Here is a 14,969-nt window from a genome sequence, read left to right on the forward strand (position 1 = left end):
GATACCCTTGCCGGGTGCCCGACCCGTACCTGACTCCGCGGGAGACCACGGAACACGAGATCGAGATCAAGCGCTCCCGGTTCCTGTGCGCGGTCGGCCCGGCCCCCTCCGAGGAGGCGGCGAGGGAGTTCGTCGCCACCCGCAGGCGGCTGTACGGCGACGCCACGCACAACTGCTCGGCGTACGTGATCGGCGGCGACCGCCGGGTCCAGCGGGCCGACGACGACGGCGAGCCCGGCGGCACCGCCGGGACCCCGATGCTGGAGACCCTGCTGCGCCGGGGCGTCGCCGACGCGGTGGCGGTGGTCACCCGATACTTCGGCGGGGTGAAACTCGGCGCCGGGGGCCTGGTCCGCGCGTACGGCTCGTCGGTCGGCAAGACGCTGGACCTCACGCCCCTGGCCGGGATGGTGCCCGCCAGGGTGATGACCGTGACCGTGGACCACGTCAGGGCCGGGCGGCTGGAGAACGACCTGCGCGCCTCGCCGTACGAGGTCAGGGAGGTCCTCTACGGCGCGGACGTCGGCTTCCGCGTCGGGGTGCGCGAACGGGACCTGCCCGCCTTCCCCGGCTGGGTCGCCACGCTGACCGCGGGGCGCGCCGGGATCGAGCCGGGCGAGGCGATCCACCTCAGGGACGCCTGACCCGCGCCGGACTCCTGGACTCCCGCGCGAACCGGAGATCATTCCCCGGAAAGGCCCCGGACACGCGCCGACCCCGGGACGACGAATGTGGGATGGGTCACACTCGCCGCGGGACGGCGGCACTGATCGACGGCCCCGGCCGCCCGTCCCCCGGGGCGCGACGGGCTCCGCCCGCGCCCCCGCAACCCCCGTCCTGGCCGCTTGGCGCCGCCCTGACGTGCGGGAATCCCGGGGAACCCCCGGCCCGCACGGCCGCGTCGCGGGCGGCTGCGGTTTTCCGCAGCCGCGCTCTACGGCGCGCACCCGGCGAGGTGGGAAGCGTTCCGCATCCACACCGTACGCAGCTCTCCGTAGCCTTGTCCCTATGAGTTCACCGAATGTCGACGGGATCGCCGGATGGGCGATCAACCTTATGGAAACCCTGGGCGCGCCCGGGGCGGGGCTGGCGATCGCACTCGAGAACCTGTTCCCGCCCCTGCCCAGCGAGGTGATCCTGCCGCTGGCCGGGTTCACCGCGAGCAAGGGGAACATGGGGCTGTTCGACGCCGTGCTCTGGACGACCCTGGGATCGGTGGTCGGCGCGCTGGCGCTGTACGGGGTCGGGGCCCTGCTGGGCCGGGCGCGCGTGGTGGCCATCGCCGCCAGGCTGCCGCTGGTCAGCGTCTCCGACATCGAGAGGACCGAGGCGTGGTTCGCCAGGCACGGCAGGAAGACCGTCTTCTTCGGCCGGATGATCCCCATCTTCCGCAGCCTCATCTCGATCCCGGCGGGGGTCGAGCGGATGCCGATCACGATCTTCACCCTCCTCACCACCCTGGGCAGCCTCATCTGGAACACGGCCTTCGTGATGGCGGGGTTCCTGCTCGGTGAGCAGTGGGACCTGGTCGAGCAGTACATGGGGATCGTGTCGAAGGCGGTGCTGGGCATCGTGATCCTCGCCGTGATCGTCTTCATCGTGGTCAGGCTGTCCGACAGGCGCAAGGGCAGGCACCACGCGTAGCCGTGAACGCGCCGATCAGGGCCCGCCGGGAGTGGCGGGGCTCGCGCCCGGGTCCTCGGCCCCGGTCGCTCCCCCTCCTCTCCCGGCGGGCCCTTTTCCACGCGTCTTCCACGCGTCTTCCACGCGTCTTCCACGCGTCTTCCACGCGTCGCGCAGAGCCGGGAGGGCGAGAGCCGGAAAGGACGTGGCGGATCAGGGGGATGTCGATCCGGCGCGCCGCCGGTGGCGCGAGCGGGCCAGGTCGTGGGCCGTGCGAAGCAGCTCCAGGACCGCCTGCTCCGTCCTCGGCCCCGGGTTCACCACGGCGAGCCAGCCCAGCGGGCCGTAGACGGGGTGCGCCATCACGGAGTCGGCCACGCTCGGGTCGGCCTCGCTCGCGGGCGCGTCGCGCGGCCGCAGCCCCGTCCAGCTGACGAAGGCGTCCTTTCCCGCGGAGACGTTCAGGCGGAAGGCGCCGGGACGGTTCAGCCGTGACCGCTCGTCCTCCGGGTAGTCCTTCGTCACGATCGTCGCGAAGGGCTGGGTCGCCTTCGGGACCTCGCCGTCGGGCGCGTAGTAGAAGAACACGTCGCCCCAGCTGAGCTCGGGTGAACCGTCCCCGGGGCCCGGCCTGAGGATCAGGATCCCGTCGAGGCCGCTGAGGAATTCGATGATCTCGTCGATACTCATGTGTTGTAGCGTGTCATTCATGTGGTTGTGGAGACTTTTCCCCGGATACGTCGAGGTAGACGGGTGAAAAGTCGCAAATCAACTAATATGCGGACGGTCGACGTCGCACGCCACGCCGGGTGCTCCGTCCAGCAGGTGCGCAACCTGGAGCGCGACGGCGTGCTGCCCCCGGCGACGCGCACCGGCACGGGATACCGGGTCTACGACGAGGCGCACCTGCGCTCCGCGCTGGCCTATCGAGCCCTCGCGGCCGGTGCGGGGCCGGCCGAGGCCAGGCGGATCATGCGCGCGGCGCACGCGTACCCCGCCTCGGACCTGCTCGCCCTGCTCGACGCGGCACACGCCCGGCTCGACACGGAGCGGCGGGAGCTCGGGCTGGCCAGGGAGGCCGCCGAGACGATCTCCGGGGAGTCGATCGGCGACGTACGCCCCTCGGACGTCATGGGCGTCTCCGAGCTCGCCGTCGCGCTCGGCGTACGCCCCTCGACGCTGCGGCACTGGGACGCGGAGGGCCTCGTCGTACCCCGGCGGGACTCCCCGGGAGGACCGCGACGATACCTCCCGGACGATGTCCGGGACGCGCGGATCGTCCACCAGCTGCGCATGGCCGGCTATCGCATCGCCCCGCTGCGGGCGCTCATGCCGGAGCTGCGGCGCACCCGCCGCTGGGACGAGGTGATGGCCACGCTGGCCGCCCGGGACGCGAGCGTCGACGCCCGGTCGAGGGCCCTCCTCGACGGCGCCGCCGCGCTCGGCGCGTTGATCACACCGTCGGCCTGAGACCGGCGGTGTGGTTTTCCGCAGTCCCGGAACGGCCACGTACCCCATTCCGGCCACGTCCCGATCGTTTGTAGCCTCAAGGGCATGTCAGATGGGCCGGTTGGACCGGTGGAAAGCCTTGGGACGTCGATCGTGGGTGCCGGGGCGACCGAGCGGTACGAGGGACGGCGGGACGCTTGCCGCCCCTCGTACCGCCGCTGAGGGGCGGCGTGGGTCCCGCCGCCGAGGGGCTGCGGCTGCTGCGCGCGGTGGTCCTCGGGACGGTCACCGCCCTGCTCGACGTCGTGTTCCTGCTGCTCGCGCTGCCGTTCGCCGGTCATCCGGCCGTGCGGGGGACGGCCCGGCGGCTGGCCGTGATCGAGGCCCGCCGCCTGCGTCTCGACCCCGCCGCCCTCGACCTCGGCACGGATCGCCCAGACGGCCGGGAGCTGCGCTACCTGGCGGCCAGGGTGCCGGTGGGCGTGCTCGGCGGCCTGGTGCTCACCCTGCTCGTCTACGGCGTCGGGGTGGCCGTCACCCTCGTCTGGTCCTGGGGGAGGGGCCTGCCGTTCGACGGCATGACGCCGAGTGTGCCGCTGCTCGCCTACCTTCTCCTGGGGGGCGTCGTCCTGCTGTTCCTGGACCTGTCGGGCCTGGCGGGGGTGCACGCGCTGGAACGGCGGCTGGCCGTGCGCATGCTCGGCCCCGACCCCGCCGACGCGCTGCGGCGCCGCATCACCGAGCTGGCCGAGAGCCGCGCGGGCGTGCTGGAGGCCGTCGACTCCGAGCGGCGCAGGATCGAGCGGGACCTGCACGACGGGCTGCAGCAGCGACTGGTGGCGCTGTCCATGCTGGTCGGCCGGGCGCGCAGAGGGCGCTCCGAACTGCTCGCGCAGGCGCACGAGGAGGCGCAGCAGGCGTTGGCCGAGCTCCGTGAGGTCGCCTGGCGGGTCTACCCGTCGGGGCTGGACTCCCTCGGGCTCGCCGACGCGCTGGCCGGGGTGGCCGAGCGCTCCGGCGTCCCGGTCAAGGTCGTCTGCGAGCTGTCCGTACGACCGCCGATGGCGGTGCAGACGGCGTCGTACTTCGTGGTCAGCGAGGCGGTGACCAACGCGGCCAAGCACGCCCGCGCCACCGCGATCACCGTCGAGGTTCGCGAACGCGACACAATGGTCGTCGTGTGTGTACGGGACGACGGCCTGGGCGGGGCGAGCGCGGCGGGCGGCGGCCTGTCGGGCCTGGCCCGGAGGGTGGCCGCGCTGGACGGCCGCCTCCGCGTCGACAGCCCGCCCGGCGGGCCCACCACGATCACCGCGGAGCTCCCGTGCGGGTGATCCTGGCCGAGGACTCCACGCTGCTGCGCGAGGGGCTCGTCCGGCTGCTGCTGGAGGAGGGCCACGAGGTCCCGGCCGCGGTCGGCGACGGCGAGGCGCTCGTCGCCGCGGTCGCCGAACACCGTCCCGATGTCGTGGTCGCCGACGTGCGGATGCCGCCGACCCACACCGACGAGGGGCTGCGGGCGGTGCTGGAGATCCGGCGGCGCCACCCGGGGACGCGCGTGCTGGTCCTGTCGCAGTACGTCGAGAAGCGCTACGCCACCGAGCTGATGACCGGTGACGTGGACGGGGTGGGCTATCTGCTCAAGGACCGGGTGGCCCAGGTCGCCGACTTCCTCGACGCGCTCGACCGTGTCGGGGCCGGGGGAGCGGCCTTCGACCCCGAGGTGGTACGCCAGCTCCTGGCCAGGACCACCCACGCCGATCCGCTGGGCCGCCTGACCTCCCGCGAGCGTGAGGTGCTCGACCACATGGCCCAGGGTCTGACCAACGCCTCCACCGCCGAGCGGCTGCACGTCTCCCAGAGCGCCGTCGAGAAGCACGTCAACGCCATCTTCGACAAACTCGGCCTGCTGCACGTCACCGGCTACAGCCGCCGCGTCCTGGCCGTGCTGCGCTACCTCGGCTCCTGAGCGTGGGTTTCGACCGCCGCCCTGGGTTCTCCACCGCCACGACAAGGGCCACGGTGCGCTCGGGCCCTCGCCGGACGTGTGAACACCTGGCCCAAGGTGGGCCCCTGGAAGATCGGTGGCATCGTGGCGCGGCGCTCGTACTCGTATGAGCCGTCGATCCTCGGTCAGGCGACTCTGATGTCGATCCGCGGGGAGTGCTTCGGATCCATCCAGCGCAGCACCCGCAGCAGTTTGTCGGCCGGCAGGCTGACACAACCGCTGGTGGGCCCGCCGTTGCTGACGTGGAGGAAGATCGCGCTACCCAGGTGGGGTGTGCGCTTCTCGGTGTTGTAGGCGATCACGGCGCCGTAGTCGTAGGCCGGGGGGTTCATCATGTCCTCGGGGGCGACCCCCGGATCGGTGTGGCGGGTGTCCACCCACGTGTTGTAGAGAGGACTGGCGGAATCGTCGTTCCACTTGTCGTAGGAGAACGCCCGCCGGTAGGGGAACTTCACACCGGGATCGGGTTTGGCCCCGAACATGAAGTCGAACCCGTACGTGCCGGACGGGGTGCGCCCGTCGCCCTCCCGCTTCTGGCCCGGCGGGGCGATGCCGCTTCTGCCGACGTTCGCCGTCCACGGCCCGTACGTCCTCACCCAGCGGCCGTTCTCCGCGGTGTAGGCGACCAGTGTGGCGGTGCTCCTCTGGTAGGCGTCGGCCGTCACGGTGATGAGCTGCCGTCCCGGCGACGGGGGTGGCAGGGCGGTGGCCGTGGAGGCGGAGACGGCACGGGCACCGAAGGACCCGCTGAAGGCCATGACGAGTGCGAGCAGGGCGGCGCTCACGAGGGAGGCCGTTCTCACGTTCGCGGGCGCCCTCCGGTCAACGTTGTCCATACGTGCAGGTTAACCAGGTCAGAGGCGTGCTCGGTGTGGCTGAGGGCCAGGTCAGAGCCTTGATCATGGTAGATGCCTCGCTCGCGCCGGACGTTCTCGGCCACGTCGCGCGGTGACGCCGGCCCCGGCTCACATCCGCTCAGAGCGCACCAGCCGCCGGTGGCTCCCACCGCGGCACGGCACCGGGAGATCTCAGCGCGAAGGCGTCACTGCCCGTTCTGGGAGAAGTGCTGGTAGTCCTTCGAGGTCGACCATGATCCGCCCCAGCCCCAGCCGATCTTCTTGAACGCGCGAACCACGTCGTCACCGGGGTTGATGACTCCCGGCCGGTCCAAGGGTCGCCGGACGTAGCCCTTCGCGTTCGGGGGATCGACGGTGCCGCCCGGATAGGGATGGATGTAGGGGTTCTCCCGGGTGTTGACATCGATCGCCAGGCCGTAGGCGTGCTGCGACCAGTTGCCGCTGGTCCCGACGCGCCGGCAGTTGAAGCCCGAGGTGTTGTCCGCCGCCATGGAGGCGTCGTCGCTGCCCTTGTAGGCTTCCACCGGCTGCATCCGCCGGATGGGAAAGCGCTGACCGTACAGCTCCTTGAAGACCGAGACGACCTGGTCGGCCACCGATTCGTTGATCACCATCTTTCCCGTACGGGGTCTGCCGTCGAAACCCCAGTAGGTCATGGTGATCATCCTGAGGTCGTCGGGTCGCACCGGGCATCCCCGACGCCAGGAATAGCGGAGCTGGCCCGCGGACACCCGCGTCACCGTGGCGGTGAACGCCTGCGATGTGCCCGGGGCAGGGGTCGCCGACGGGGACACCGGCGGGGACACCGGTGGGGTCGTCGGCGGGGTCACCGGCGGGGACGCCGCGACCGTCGCCGCGGCGATCCCGGTCACGCTGAGGAGAGCGAGTGCCGTCGCGGCCGACGTGTGGCGTGAAATGAATGCCATCCCCCCAGACTAGGACCCTCCATCCGTCCGCCCTCATCGATACCCCCGCCTTGACGAGGTGTGGGGAACCCGCGCGGACGGCGCCTGCGAACCGTAAGGGGCAAAAGACAATCCGCAGGCGGGCGAACATGTATCGCGAGCACACTGCGATCAACGGGACACAGTGATGATCATCGCGATTGTGCTCTTCGGTGCGGGTTCGCGTCGGATTCGGAGCGCGTCTTCCCGCACGTGATCCGGGGAGGCATTGAACCAGGCCCGACGCTGCCGATTCCCGAGGAGAAGGGGCAATTACCGGCCATTGGGTCGCTGACGGTCGTAGGCTTCGGCCGCGGTGTTGCGGCCCGCTTGAGACGATGCCGGAGGCCGAGGTCACCATGCCGGGCACGGTGGGAACCCTTCTCCGGACGCTGCGCAGCAGCGGCGCGCGTTTTTGTCGGTGCCGGGTGCCATGATCGGCCGATGCCGGAAAACAGTGCTTCGATCGCGTCCTTCTGGGATGCTGTCGCCGCTTCCTTCGACGAGGAGGCCGACCACGGCCTTCGTGATCCAGACGTCAGGACCGCATGGGCGGAGCGCTTGCGGTGGTGGATGCCTGATTCGCCCGCCGACGTCCTGGACCTGGGGTGCGGCACCGGCTCGTTGTCCCTGGTGCTCGCCGAGCAGGGCCACCGGCCGGTTGGGGTGGATCTGGCGCCGCTGATGGTCGAGCAGGCTCAGCGCAAGCTCACGGAGGCCGGCTTCGACGCCGTGATGATGGTGGGCGATGCGAGCGACCCGCCCGCGCGCGCGGGGGTGTCCTTCGACGTGATCCTCTCCCGTCACCTGCTGTGGACCCTGCCTGATCCGCGGGAGGCGCTGCGCCGATGGATCGGCCTGCTGCGCCCCGGAGGGCGTCTGGTGCTCGTCGAGGGGCGCTGGGCGAGTGCCGAGCCGGGCGAGGATCAGCCCTATGAGGTGGAATCGGAGGCGATGCCGTGGATGGGTGGGGTCGAGGCCGAGCGGCTTGCGCGGGTGCTACGCCCGCTGGTCAGGACGTTGCGCGTCGAGCCACTCCGTGACGCCGCTTTGTGGGGGCGGCCCATCCAGGACGAGCGGTATGCCGTCGTTGCCTTCGCGTAGCGATTCGCGATCCGATTCTCCCCGAAGGCCGGAGCGTGTCCCCCTGACAGGGGAGGTCCGTGAAGGTATCCGTGTTTGGGGCAGGCGGAGGCGGGCGATCGCCGTCGAAGCGTTCCGCCGTTGGCGTCGGGGTATGCCATCTTTTGCGAGGGCCGAGCGCCTCCTCGGGGGAGGGATCGTGATCGGCCCATACCCGGGCCGCGGGTATCCGGTCGCGCCTGCGGGCGGGTGAGTTCGTACGGATCGAAAATGCGGCGTCGACGACCGTGACCGCCGTGTCGTGCCCCTTCGAGGTGCGATCCACGCCGCCTGAAGATCACTCAACAGGGGGAGCGAAACCATGAACGACGACCTGGCGATGTCCGCGAACCGGCGGGGGGCGAACGGCGCCGAGTGGATCGGCGGGGAGCCGTCGGTGCTCGTGTTCGACGTCAACGAGACGCTGATCGACTTCGAGTCGATGAACCCGCTCTTCGAGCGGATCTTCGGCGACAGGCGGGTGATGCGCGAGTGGCTCGGCCATCTGATCATGTACTCCATGACCGTCACCCTGTCCGGTCTCTACGAGGGGTATTTCACCCTCGGTCAGGGACTGCTCAAGATGGTCGGGGACATCCACGGGGTGAAGGTCTCCGGCTCCGACGTCGAGGAGATCAGGCAGGCGATGCTGACGATGCCCGCGCACCCCGACGTGGAGGAGGGGCTGACCCGGATGAGGGACGCGGGTTTTCGCCTGGTGACGCTGACGAACTCCCCGTCCAACCCGCAGGGCGAGAGCCCGCTGGAGCACGCCGGCCTCGCGCACTTCTTCGAGCGGCGGTTCACCGTCGAGACCGTTCGCGCCTACAAGCCCGCCTCGCAGGTGTATCACCTGGTGGCCCAGGAACTCGAGGTGCCACCGTCCACCTGCTTCATGGTCGCCGCCCACGTCTGGGACACGGTGGGCGCCCAGAGCGCCGGCTACACCGCGGGTCTGGTCACCCGGCCGGGCAACGCGCCCCTGCCCGTGGCCTCCCTGCCACAGCCCAACCTCGTCGCGCCCGACCTGCCGGCCCTGGCCGGGCAACTGATCCAGCGCTGGCGCCCATAAGCCGCATGACGGCACCGGAGCAGCGTCCGCGAGGCCTTGGAGACTCCGTGAGCCGCCCGCCGTGGGCGAGACGCGCGACAGGGCGGCCGAATGACCGCCGTACCGCTCCTACGTGGTCGCGCCGCCGTGACGGAGAGTCGCCCACCACCTGAGTGCGTCGAGCCTCCGCTGCGCGACCGGGGCACGATGAGAGGGTACGGCCACCATGAGTCTGCCCGGCCTGGACTACAGCGTCGTGCCCTCACTCGGATGGTCTACAAACCGGAAGCGGTAGCTCCTCAGCGGTGCGGCAACGTGTCCAGGTAGGTGCGGAACTCCTCGGCTTGGGCCTCTCCGGCGGGAAGCCGCTGGGCGAAGGCGTTGAGCTGGTCGGCGACGCGGCTGGAATCGACGTCGGTGACGAGTTCGACGGCGCGTCGCGCCGTGTCGAGGGCACCGTCGAGGTCGTCCTGGTCGAGCTGTGCGTCGGCGATGGCTGTCAGGCCGAGCACGGTGTCACGGGTGTAGTCGATGCCGCGCCCGGTCATACCGTCCTCCAGGAAGTGCATCGCGATGTCCGGGCGGCCGAGCCGCACGAAGCCCGCACCGATCTCGATCGTGTGGGACGGCTGGCGCATCCAGTAGATCCACGGCGGGTCTTCGTCCGGGTCGCGACGCCCCCAGTGGTCGTCGGCGCGGAACAGGACTTCGACGGCTTGGCGGGACTCGCCGGCGACAGCGTGGGCGCGGACCTGCCACGCGTCGAGCATGGCGTGCACCGTACGAGGTGCTCCGGGGCCTATGCGTTCCCGGGCGGCGTGCAGCAGGTTGATCGCGGCTCGGCCGTCTCCGGCGTAGGTGTGCTGCATCGCCATGAGCGACAAGATGTAGGCGCCGGTCAGAGTGTCGCCTCCGGCGGCGGAGGTACGCAGTCCGGCGTGCCAGTACCGTGCCGCCGCGGCGTGCCGGTCGCCGTCGAACGCGCACCAACCGGCGAAGCGCAGCAGCTCTCCGGCCGCGCCGTACAGGCGCCGCTTGACCGCTGAACGGTAGCGGCCGTCCTGCAGCAGCCGGGCTATTAGCTGCAGATCGGCTTGGGCGAGGTGCAGGCAGTAATCGCCGCCGACGAGGTCATCGAGGTGCCACAGCTGGTGGATACGGTTCTCGACCCAGGTCGCCACCTCGGCGTCGACGGTGCCGCCACCACTGGCGTCAATGATCTTTTCTGTGGGGACGGCGGCCCAGGTGCCTGCCAGTTCGACGGTTTCGTCCCCCGACAGCAGGAGGAAGGATCGCCGGTCGGTGTCCGCACCCACGCACCCCACCATGATCTGTTTCGCCGTCTCAGGTGTCCACGCCTGGTCCAGTGGCTCGGTCCCGTCAACGGTCAGCAACCACGAAGGCCACCCAAGATTCAACACCGTCTGGGCGTCGACCCCTACCTCTGTGGCGATGGCGAGTTGCGCGGCGAGCTCGGGCACGACCTGGTGGTGCTCCCACCTGTAGATCTTCTGTCGGTGGGTGGCCATGTTCAGGACTGACCGGCGCCGCACCAGCTCGGCGACATCGGAGAGAGTCCACCCTCGGCGCTCCCGCAGATAGGTCAGAGGGTGGCGAATCAGAGGTTGATCGCTGCTCATGTCGTGTCCCTTGAAGGGCCGGGGATTACAGCGAGACTACGGCGAGGCCCTGTCACGCGCCCTCGACACCCGCTTGTCTGAGATCAGAACGTGACCAGATAAGTGCAAAGCGCAACAGGGGTATCCGGCGTGGCCGTTGCCTGCTCCTTGCGCCTTTCCAGGAAGGAGCCCCGCATGATCATCTTGATCTTCGTAGTAATCGCCGGCAGGTACGCATGATCCCGCTGGCGCGCGCCCAGTCCATCGAGCTCCAAGGCGAGCCGGCGGACACACCGATGGTCTTCGCAGCGATCATCGAGGCAATCGGCAAGGTCACCGACGTCAGCGAACCGACGGGCGACCGGCTGGATCGGCGGCTACAGGTCGGAGCCGGGGGACGCGTGCGCCTGCTGGCCGGAGCGCCGGTGCAACCGAAAGCCGCCGCGGCGGGCACGCTCGTCGTGACGATGGTGCTGGAGGAGACAACCGGCCTGCTGCCCGACCAGGTGAGAGACATCCTGGCCGCTGTGCGGCGGGTGCCGTTCACCGCGACCGAGATGACCGCGCTACGCGACCAGATGCCGCTCACGGCCGAGCTGCCGCTGTTCACGCCTCCGGGATGTCTGGCGCAGGTGGTGCCGGTCCTGACGGTGCATCACATGCGCGACTTCCTCGTGCTGGTGGAGGCGGTGCAGGCGATGGGGGTCGCGCCGGAGGCCATCCCGAGTACTTTCCGCTGCCGCGCTTCCCCTGGCGATCTCCGACCTGGCCCGGGCAGCCCGCTCCACCCTGTCCGGCCGGGTCGACCTGATGGACATGCAGCTCAGCGTCACCCTGGACGACATCATCAACGCGGTTCACACCAAGCAGCCCGACATCCTCGGCATCAGTGCGACGTTCGGCCAGCACGATCTGATGATTCGCCTGCTGGACGCCGTTCAGGGCACGGTGCCGCTGATCCTGGTCGGCGGCAGCCTGACCGTCCGCAACGAGGCGCTGCTGCTGGAGAAGTATCCGGAGCTGCTCGTTGCCCGCGCGGCTGGAGAGCCAACGATCCGCGACGTCATCGCGCACTGGCACGGTGACCTTGAGCGCGACCAGGTCCACGGCATCGGCTACGTCGGCGCGGCGCGCGGCGGCGCGATGGCCGTCGGCCGACGCCGCACCGCGGCGGTGCCCAACCGCGACGCCGACGACTTCTTCCCCGAGCTGGACCTGCTGCAGGACACCTTCGCCCACCAGGGGGTGATGCAGTTGGAGACGACCCGCGGCTGCACCAGCCAGTGCTCGTTCTGCCCGCGCGGCCACAAAGGGATGTGGGCGGGCGGCGCACCCGAGCAGCTGCCGTGGATGCTGGACGCGCTGAAGGAGGAGTTCGCCCGCCACCCTGAGATCTCCCGCACCCTGTACCTGGTGGACGAGGAGGCCATCGGACGCGGCGACGACGCCGTCCCGCGGGCTCTGGCCGTCGCCGCTGAAATCAGCAAAGCGGGTTTCAAGTGGGAGACGTCGTGCCGCATCGACCAGGTTGTCCACCCCGGCCACGACCGGGCCTGGCACATCGAGCGAGCCGAGATGTGGCGCGCCCTCGTCCGCGACGGACTGCGCCGCATGCTGTTCGGGGTGGAGTCCGGAGTCACCTCCATCCTGCGGAGGTTCAACAAGGAAACCACCGGAGAGCAGAACGCGGTGGCGATCCGCACCCTCTCAGCGCTCGGCGTGCCGACGCGGTTCACGTATATCACGTTCGACCAGCTGATGAGCATGGAAGAGCTGCACGCCACGCACGCCTTCCAGGGGCGAACGGATCTGCTGCTGCGTCCGCTGCCGCACCTGAGCGCCGAGGAGATCGTCGACGGGGTCCGCGACCCGGCGTTCGTCGCCGAGCACAGCACCGGCCGGCCGTTCTACACCGGCATCTCCTACATGCTGGTGTCGATGGAGCCGCTGGTCGGCGCCGCCTACACCCGCATGGTCCAGACCGCCGGCCTGGCCGGGACGGTGCGCCCGTCGATGGGCCGCATCGACGCTCGTTTCGCCGACCCACGTATCGGCGCCTGCTCCGAGCGGGCACAGCTGTGGGTCGACCGGAACTTCGCGCTGGACTACACGCTGAAGTCTCTGGAGAAGGTGCTGGACGGTGAGCCGCGCCGTGAGGTTCGCGCGGCCCGCGTCGTCATCAAGGACGCCGCGTTCGCCGTCTTCACCGCCATGCTCGACCTCATCGACGAGCACGCCGACCCGTCGCAGCTGAGGCAGCTCATCACCCGGCTGGACGCCATGCTGGACGGGCAGGTCGAGGTGCTGCGCAGCCGCATGGCCGCCACCGTGCCCAGGGTCGTCACGGCGCTGCCGCCGCAGGCCGCTGACCGGCTCGTCCGCGAGCACAGCCGGTGGGCGGCCACGACAGGCTGGACATTGATCAACGCGGCTGATCCGTGTGGGACCTGACCCGCTGCAGGTCAAGCAGGCTCAGAAATTGGCACCCAGTTGAACTCCGGGCAGTAGCGGGAGTACGTGGCCAGCTTCCAAGCCGCGTACTCCTGGGTCCGGCCGGTGGCGCGCAGCAGGTGTTTGACCCAGGTGTGGGCGATCCGCTCCTCCCGGCTCATGCCGGTGTCGATCTCGTCGAGCATGCGGCACGCGACCACGAAGTCCTCCTCGGTCAGCGCCGACAGGTCGATCTCGACGCCGTCTACCTCGAAGGAGAACACCAGCCGGGTGGTGGTGAATCGGGTGTAGCGCTCGCCCTTGAACGCCGCGTGCGGGGCGAGCGCCGCCATCAGCTCCTCGCGGCCGGCGACCGGGTAGCCGATCCCCAGATCCAGATCGCTGGTCTCCAGGTTGAGCTGGATCCCGAAGGAGCCGACGTCACGCGGCGTGTGCCCCGTCCAGGACTCGACAAGGCGAGCTGCCTTGGTGCGGACCCGCAGGAGACGCTCATCCTCCGCACGGCGCTTCCGCCAGAACGCTTCGGCTCGGCGGAACTCCTCAGTGGCGAAGGACTCGGGGACGGCCCACCCCGCGACCATGATGGCCTCCAGGTCGAGGCTCGTCGCCGACCCGCCAGCAGGGATCGTTTGATCGCTCATCGCGCCAGCGTAGTAACAGCGGCGTCGGACGCCTCGGAAATTCCCGAATTCCCCAGGGCTCCAGACGCAGCCCGAGAGGGTTGTGGCCATACCGGCTTCCATGAAGCCCAGCGCGGTTCAGGTTCCGCCGAACGTGCGAACACCCGGCTCACGGCGCGTCCTAAGGCGCTCCGCGACGTCGGCGAGTGCCCCTGGAAGATCGGTGGCATCGTCGGCGCGGCGCTCGTACGGGCCGTCGGTCCTCGGTCAGGCGACTCTGATGTCTATCTGGGGGGAGTGCTTCGGGTCCATCCAGCGCAGCAGCTGACCGTACAGCTCCCTGAAGACCGAGACGACCTGGTCGGCCACCGATTCGTTGATCACCATCTTTCCCGTACGGGGTCTGCCGTCGAAGCCCCAGTGGGTCATGGTGATCATCCTGAGGTCGTCGGGTCGCACCGGGCATCCCCGACGCCAGGAATGGCGGAGCTGGCCCGCGGACACCCGCGTCACCGTGGCGGTGAACGCCTGCGATGTGCCCGGGGCAGGGGTCGCCGACGGGGACACCGGTGGGGTCGTCGGCGGGGTCACCGGCGGGGACGCCGCGACCGTCGCCGCGGCGATTCCGGTCACGCTGAGGAGAGCGAGTGCCGTCGCGGCCGACGTGTGGCGTGGAATGAATGCCATCTCCCCAGACTAGAACCCTCCATCCGCCCGCTCTCATCGATACCCCGCCCTGACGAGGTGCCGGGAACCCGCGTGGCCGGCGCCTACGGACTATGAGGGGCGAAGGACGCGCCGACCGGTTACTCCACGTATGGTCCTTATGCGCGGCGTGTCTGCCAGAACGTTTCGGCTCGGCTGAACTCCTCGTTCTCCCGGATCCTGCTGCCGGGCGTCCGAAAGGTGTGTGGTGTGCTTGTTTTCGGGCGCGATGGTAGGACTCCTGCAACGCAGGTTACGGAAGTCCCTTATGTCCTGTCGATGTGGCGAACTTTCCGGCGTCCGTCCGGCTGAAAGAGTCTGACCGAAAAGTGGCCTTACCTAAAAGTATGATTCGCTACTATTGGGCGTTTTAAATAGACCGTCCGGTTGAGAGGCTATAGCCAACCTCTTATGAGGTTGATACTATTCGTCCGTTACGCATCCATGATCTTTTGCTCAGGGGAACCTGAGGTCGGCTGCGTTTTTTCGCGTGACGGGGCACCGTCGGCAGCACCCACCA

The 14,969-nt window shown here is 69.6% G+C and carries 14 protein-coding genes; 8 read left to right on the forward strand and 6 right to left on the reverse strand.

What is annotated here, in order from left to right; translation table 11 throughout:
* The first annotated feature begins 14 nt into the window (after positions 1 to 14).
* Positions 15 to 644, forward strand: a complete 630-nt coding sequence (locus ABD817_RS23395; protein WP_344920232.1) for a YigZ family protein — start codon at positions 15 to 17, stop codon at positions 642 to 644.
* 364 nt (positions 645 to 1,008) lie between these two features.
* The gene (locus tag ABD817_RS23400) at positions 1,009 to 1,644 is read left to right on the forward strand and encodes a DedA family protein (RefSeq protein WP_344920233.1); all 636 of its coding nucleotides are present in this window, start codon (positions 1,009 to 1,011) and stop codon (positions 1,642 to 1,644) included.
* Between the two features lie 192 nt (positions 1,645 to 1,836).
* Here ABD817_RS23400 and ABD817_RS23405 read toward each other — a convergent pair whose 3' ends face one another.
* On the reverse strand, positions 1,837 to 2,313 hold the full coding sequence (locus ABD817_RS23405; RefSeq protein WP_344920234.1) for a DUF6194 family protein: 477 nt from the start codon (positions 2,311 to 2,313) through the stop codon (positions 1,837 to 1,839).
* 87 nt (positions 2,314 to 2,400) lie between these two features.
* Between ABD817_RS23405 and ABD817_RS23410 the strand changes: the two genes are divergently transcribed.
* The 3 genes from ABD817_RS23410 to ABD817_RS23420 all read left to right on the forward strand — a co-directional run bounded on the left by ABD817_RS23410 (position 2,401) and on the right by ABD817_RS23420 (position 5,041).
* Positions 2,401 to 3,093 carry a MerR family transcriptional regulator gene (locus ABD817_RS23410; RefSeq protein WP_344920235.1) on the forward strand — a complete coding sequence of 231 codons (693 nt, stop codon included), beginning with the start codon at positions 2,401 to 2,403 and terminating at the stop codon, positions 3,091 to 3,093.
* Between the two features lie 176 nt (positions 3,094 to 3,269).
* A complete protein-coding gene (locus tag ABD817_RS23415; protein WP_344920236.1) occupies positions 3,270 to 4,406 on the forward strand; it encodes a sensor histidine kinase in 1,137 nt (378 codons plus the stop codon).
* Positions 4,397 to 5,041, forward strand: coding sequence for a response regulator transcription factor (locus ABD817_RS23420; RefSeq protein WP_344920237.1), 645 nt, complete (start codon positions 4,397 to 4,399; stop codon positions 5,039 to 5,041). Before ABD817_RS23415 ends, ABD817_RS23420 begins: the two co-directional genes overlap by 10 nt.
* A gap of 164 nt (positions 5,042 to 5,205) precedes the next feature.
* Here ABD817_RS23420 and ABD817_RS23425 read toward each other — a convergent pair whose 3' ends face one another.
* Together ABD817_RS23425 and ABD817_RS23430 are read right to left on the reverse strand one after the other, a co-directional pair.
* Positions 5,206 to 5,916: a L,D-transpeptidase family protein gene (locus tag ABD817_RS23425; protein WP_344920238.1), complete on the reverse strand. Its 711-nt coding sequence runs from the start codon at positions 5,914 to 5,916 to the stop codon at positions 5,206 to 5,208.
* Positions 5,917 to 6,122: 206 nt separating this feature from the next.
* Positions 6,123 to 6,863: a M15 family metallopeptidase gene (locus tag ABD817_RS23430; protein WP_344920239.1), complete on the reverse strand. Its 741-nt coding sequence runs from the start codon at positions 6,861 to 6,863 to the stop codon at positions 6,123 to 6,125.
* 462 nt (positions 6,864 to 7,325) lie between these two features.
* Here ABD817_RS23430 and ABD817_RS23435 point away from each other — a divergent pair, with 462 nt between their 5' ends.
* Entirely contained in the window at positions 7,326 to 7,985 is a 660-nt protein-coding gene (locus ABD817_RS23435; protein WP_344920240.1) for a class I SAM-dependent methyltransferase, read from the forward strand.
* A 340-nt stretch (positions 7,986 to 8,325) separates the two neighbouring features.
* A complete protein-coding gene (locus tag ABD817_RS23440) occupies positions 8,326 to 9,075 on the forward strand; it encodes a haloacid dehalogenase type II (protein ID WP_344920241.1) in 750 nt (249 codons plus the stop codon).
* Between the two features lie 278 nt (positions 9,076 to 9,353).
* Here the strand turns inward: ABD817_RS23440 and ABD817_RS23445 are convergent, their stop codons facing one another.
* Complete coding sequence (locus tag ABD817_RS23445; protein WP_486389322.1) at positions 9,354 to 10,694, reverse strand: helix-turn-helix domain-containing protein; 1,341 nt, start codon at positions 10,692 to 10,694, stop codon at positions 9,354 to 9,356.
* Between the two features lie 789 nt (positions 10,695 to 11,483).
* Between ABD817_RS23445 and ABD817_RS23450 the strand changes: the two genes are divergently transcribed.
* On the forward strand, positions 11,484 to 13,124 hold the full coding sequence (locus ABD817_RS23450; RefSeq protein ID WP_344920243.1) for a radical SAM protein: 1,641 nt from the start codon (positions 11,484 to 11,486) through the stop codon (positions 13,122 to 13,124).
* Positions 13,125 to 13,135: 11 nt separating this feature from the next.
* Here ABD817_RS23450 and ABD817_RS23455 read toward each other — a convergent pair whose 3' ends face one another.
* Together ABD817_RS23455 and ABD817_RS23460 are read right to left on the reverse strand one after the other, a co-directional pair.
* Positions 13,136 to 13,765: a hypothetical protein gene (locus tag ABD817_RS23455; protein WP_344920244.1), complete on the reverse strand. Its 630-nt coding sequence runs from the start codon at positions 13,763 to 13,765 to the stop codon at positions 13,136 to 13,138.
* 246 nt (positions 13,766 to 14,011) lie between these two features.
* Entirely contained in the window at positions 14,012 to 14,431 is a 420-nt protein-coding gene (locus tag ABD817_RS23460; protein WP_344920245.1) for a hypothetical protein, read from the reverse strand.
* Positions 14,432 to 14,969: the final 538 nt, after the last annotated feature.

The sequence above is a fragment of the Streptosporangium oxazolinicum genome, assembly GCF_039537505.1.
In the GTDB taxonomy this organism is placed as follows: domain Bacteria; phylum Actinomycetota; class Actinomycetes; order Streptosporangiales; family Streptosporangiaceae; genus Streptosporangium; species Streptosporangium oxazolinicum.

What these genes read in the sequence shown, in the direction of transcription:
- ABD817_RS23400 (WP_344920233.1), top strand. Translation starts at nt 1,009, where the DNA reads ATGAGTTCACCGAATGTCGACGGGATCGCCGGATGGGCGATCAACCTT.
- ABD817_RS23405 (WP_344920234.1), bottom strand. Translation starts at nt 2,313, where the DNA reads ATGAGTATCGACGAGATCATCGAATTCCTCAGCGGCCTCGACGGGATC.
- ABD817_RS23410 (WP_344920235.1), top strand. Translation starts at nt 2,401, where the DNA reads ATGCGGACGGTCGACGTCGCACGCCACGCCGGGTGCTCCGTCCAGCAG.
- ABD817_RS23425 (WP_344920238.1), bottom strand. Translation starts at nt 5,916, where the DNA reads ATGGACAACGTTGACCGGAGGGCGCCCGCGAACGTGAGAACGGCCTCC.
- ABD817_RS23430 (WP_344920239.1), bottom strand. Translation starts at nt 6,863, where the DNA reads ATGGCATTCATTTCACGCCACACGTCGGCCGCGACGGCACTCGCTCTC.
- ABD817_RS23435 (WP_344920240.1), top strand. Translation starts at nt 7,326, where the DNA reads ATGCCGGAAAACAGTGCTTCGATCGCGTCCTTCTGGGATGCTGTCGCC.
- ABD817_RS23440 (WP_344920241.1), top strand. Translation starts at nt 8,326, where the DNA reads ATGAACGACGACCTGGCGATGTCCGCGAACCGGCGGGGGGCGAACGGC.
- ABD817_RS23445 (WP_486389322.1), bottom strand. Translation starts at nt 10,694, where the DNA reads ATGAGCAGCGATCAACCTCTGATTCGCCACCCTCTGACCTATCTGCGG.
- ABD817_RS23450 (WP_344920243.1), top strand. Translation starts at nt 11,484, where the DNA reads ATGGACATGCAGCTCAGCGTCACCCTGGACGACATCATCAACGCGGTT.
- ABD817_RS23455 (WP_344920244.1), bottom strand. Translation starts at nt 13,765, where the DNA reads ATGAGCGATCAAACGATCCCTGCTGGCGGGTCGGCGACGAGCCTCGAC.
- ABD817_RS23460 (WP_344920245.1), bottom strand. Translation starts at nt 14,431, where the DNA reads ATGGCATTCATTCCACGCCACACGTCGGCCGCGACGGCACTCGCTCTC.